Annotated in this window: 2 protein-coding genes and 1 pseudogene; all 3 read left to right on the top strand. The window is 51.6% G+C overall.

The annotated features are described in order from the left end of the window. Nucleotides 1-196 precede the first annotated feature (196 nt). Nucleotides 197-370: pseudogene (locus BBW68_RS17765) on the top strand (IS256 family transposase); the annotation flags it as partial. 77 nt (nucleotides 371-447) lie between these two features. Further along, nucleotides 448-582: a hypothetical protein gene (locus tag BBW68_RS20625; RefSeq protein WP_420835335.1), complete on the top strand. Its 135-nt coding sequence runs from the start codon at nucleotides 448-450 to the stop codon at nucleotides 580-582. A gap of 140 nt (nucleotides 583-722) precedes the next feature. Then, a complete protein-coding gene (locus tag BBW68_RS07665; protein ID WP_070134679.1) occupies nucleotides 723-2,231 on the top strand; it encodes a YdgA family protein in 1,509 nt (502 codons plus the stop codon). Nucleotides 2,232-2,509 lie beyond the last annotated feature (278 nt).

Genomic DNA, 2,509 nt, shown 5'->3' on the forward strand with positions numbered 1-2,509 from the left:
CCAGCGGACGGCCCACAGGATAATATGATACTCAAAATGTCGACCTTTAAATGGGTTCATGTGCTGCTCCTTCAACTAAATAGTGGCATCTTACCATCGCCAGATCTTTGCAACAGTGCCATTTACACCACCTTGACAGACTCTACCCTCACGGCTTAGGAAACCCCAAAAGGGTCGATTCAGTTTCCTAACCATGAACTGCGGCTCGAGGGCGACGACGCTGGCGATGGTATTCAAGCTGCTCCAGTCAGCACAAAAAAACTGGAATCGACTTAAGGGTTTCGAGCTGTTGACTCTGGTGGTCAACAACCTGCCGTTCAAAGATGGCAAACAGGTGGAAGAGGAAGCATCAGACTGGAACGTTGCCTGATGGCTCCATAAACCAGATTTGACAATAACTCTCAGGAGAGCGCCGCAATTGTTTTCTGCATTGAATGCTAGGCCGAACTGAACTGTGTCGGTCAGTCATTGTCACTTAATGCAGGTGAATCTGTTTTTATTGCCACCAGCGAGCCAACGCTATCGCTTTCGGGCAATGGCCGCGTTGCTAGGGTATTTAATCAACATCTTAAATGCGGCTGACGCCAGCGGTCATAATTGCTAAGTTATTTAGTGTATTAAACAAAAACGCCGCATTGGCGTTCTTTATCGCCAGAGGGTTACCCGCAGGATCTGCACGGGCTAACCGGCATTCGCGAACGGAAAAAAGGACGACACAACTGATGAATAAAACCAAGATTGCTGTGGGCGTAGTGGTTGCCCTTGGCGTAGTCTGGACTGCTGGCGCCTGGTTTACCGGCAAGCAGCTGGAAAAAAATATGGATCAGCTGGTACAGCAGGCTAACGTTCAGATCAAGAACAGCGCACCGGAAAGCCGTCTGCAACTGAGCTATCAGAATTTCCAGCGCGGCGTATTTAGCAGCAGCGCTCGTTTCGTGCTGCAGAGCAGCTTGCAGACTGAAGATAAAGCCATGCTGAAGCCGAGCCAGAGCATCGTGTTTAAAGAGACTATCGATCATGGTCCTCTGCCGCTGGCACAGCTAAAAAAATTTAACCTGATCCTGAGCATGGCTTCGGTACACAGCGAGCTGGAAAATACCGACGCCGTAAAAAAGCTGTTTGAAATTACCAAAGGCCAGTCGATTGTGCAGGCGGAAACCCGCGTAGGCTACGGCGGCAGCACCGAGTCGGATATCAAACTGTTACCTGCCGACTACAGCAATGCCCAGACCAGCGAACGTTTTGCCTTTAACGGCGCCACGCTGAAAGTCAGCGCGGACGATAAAGGCGATAAGGTCTCATTTAATTGTGATATCGACAGCTTGGTGGTGACCAGCAAAAACAAGCTTGAGATGCCGGTGCTGTTCACCGTTAGTGGCCTGAAGCTGGATGCCTATACAAAACTCAGCCCGGAAGGGATGCGCATTGGCGACCCGACTATCGCGCTGAAAAAACTGACTGCGGCAGTGGATGGCAAAGAGGTGCTGATCGCCGAAGGCCTGAACGGTAAATCGACCTTCAATTCCGACAATGGCAGCATGTCTGGCCAGATCGACTATACTCTCGACAGCCTGAAGCTGCAGGGTCAGAACTTCGGCCAAGGCAAGCTGGCGGTTAAGCTGGTTGGCTTCGATGGCAAGGCGATAAAAGCCTTCTCCGAAAACTACAAACGCCAGATGCAGGCGTTGAACAGCAATCCTGATGTGCAGGCTAACCCTGAGCTATATCAGCAGCGCACCAGTGAAATTCTCACCAGCAACCTGCCGCTGCTGCTGAAAGGCGATCCGTCAGTCAGCATCGCGTCATTTAGCTGGAAAAATGATAAAGGCGAGAGCAGCTTTAACCTCAACGCCCAGTTCAAAGATCCGGCCACCGCCACCGCTTCGGCGCAGAATCTGGGCCAGCAGGTTGATAACGTACTGAAAACCCTGGATACCGAACTGACTATTTCGATGGATATGGCGACCGAGATGATGACGCATGTGGCGATGGCAGAAGGCTACAGTCAGGAAGAAGCGTTGAAACTGGCGGATCAGCAGGTGAAAGGTGTCGCCGCGATGGGCCAGATGTTCAAGCTGACCACGCAGGAAGACAACAACATTACCACCAGCCTGCAGTACGACACTGGTCAGATCATCATGAACGGTGAGAAGATGCCGCTGGAGCAATTCCTCTTCCGCTATATGCTGGGTGGCGCTGGCATGGCAGCACCTGAAGGCATGCCGCAGTAACGCTTGCGTTTAGAACTGAAACCACCTTTACGAAGGTGGTTTTTTTTTGCCCGATTAGCTGTGCTGGATCCTGATATCAGCCGCTTCCCCCGCAGCTGCGGCCCGCTGCTCAGTGGGATCCTGAACGCCGTTGCATCGCGCTCAAGGCAGACAATGCGTAAGTGACGATTACAGATAAACCAGATCTCATCCCGATTATTTGGTCGAGTCCGTCAAGGTGGTGTAAATTCACTTACAGCCTTCCGTTCCGGTAATAGGCCTGTTATACGCTGACTGGC

The organism is Candidatus Erwinia dacicola (assembly GCF_001756855.1).
GTDB lineage: Bacteria > Pseudomonadota > Gammaproteobacteria > Enterobacterales > Enterobacteriaceae > Erwinia > Erwinia dacicola.

Coding starts and splice junctions, on each gene's coding strand:
- BBW68_RS07665 (WP_070134679.1), top strand. CDS start 723: ATGAATAAAACCAAGATTGCTGTGGGCGTAGTGGTTGCCCTTGGCGTA.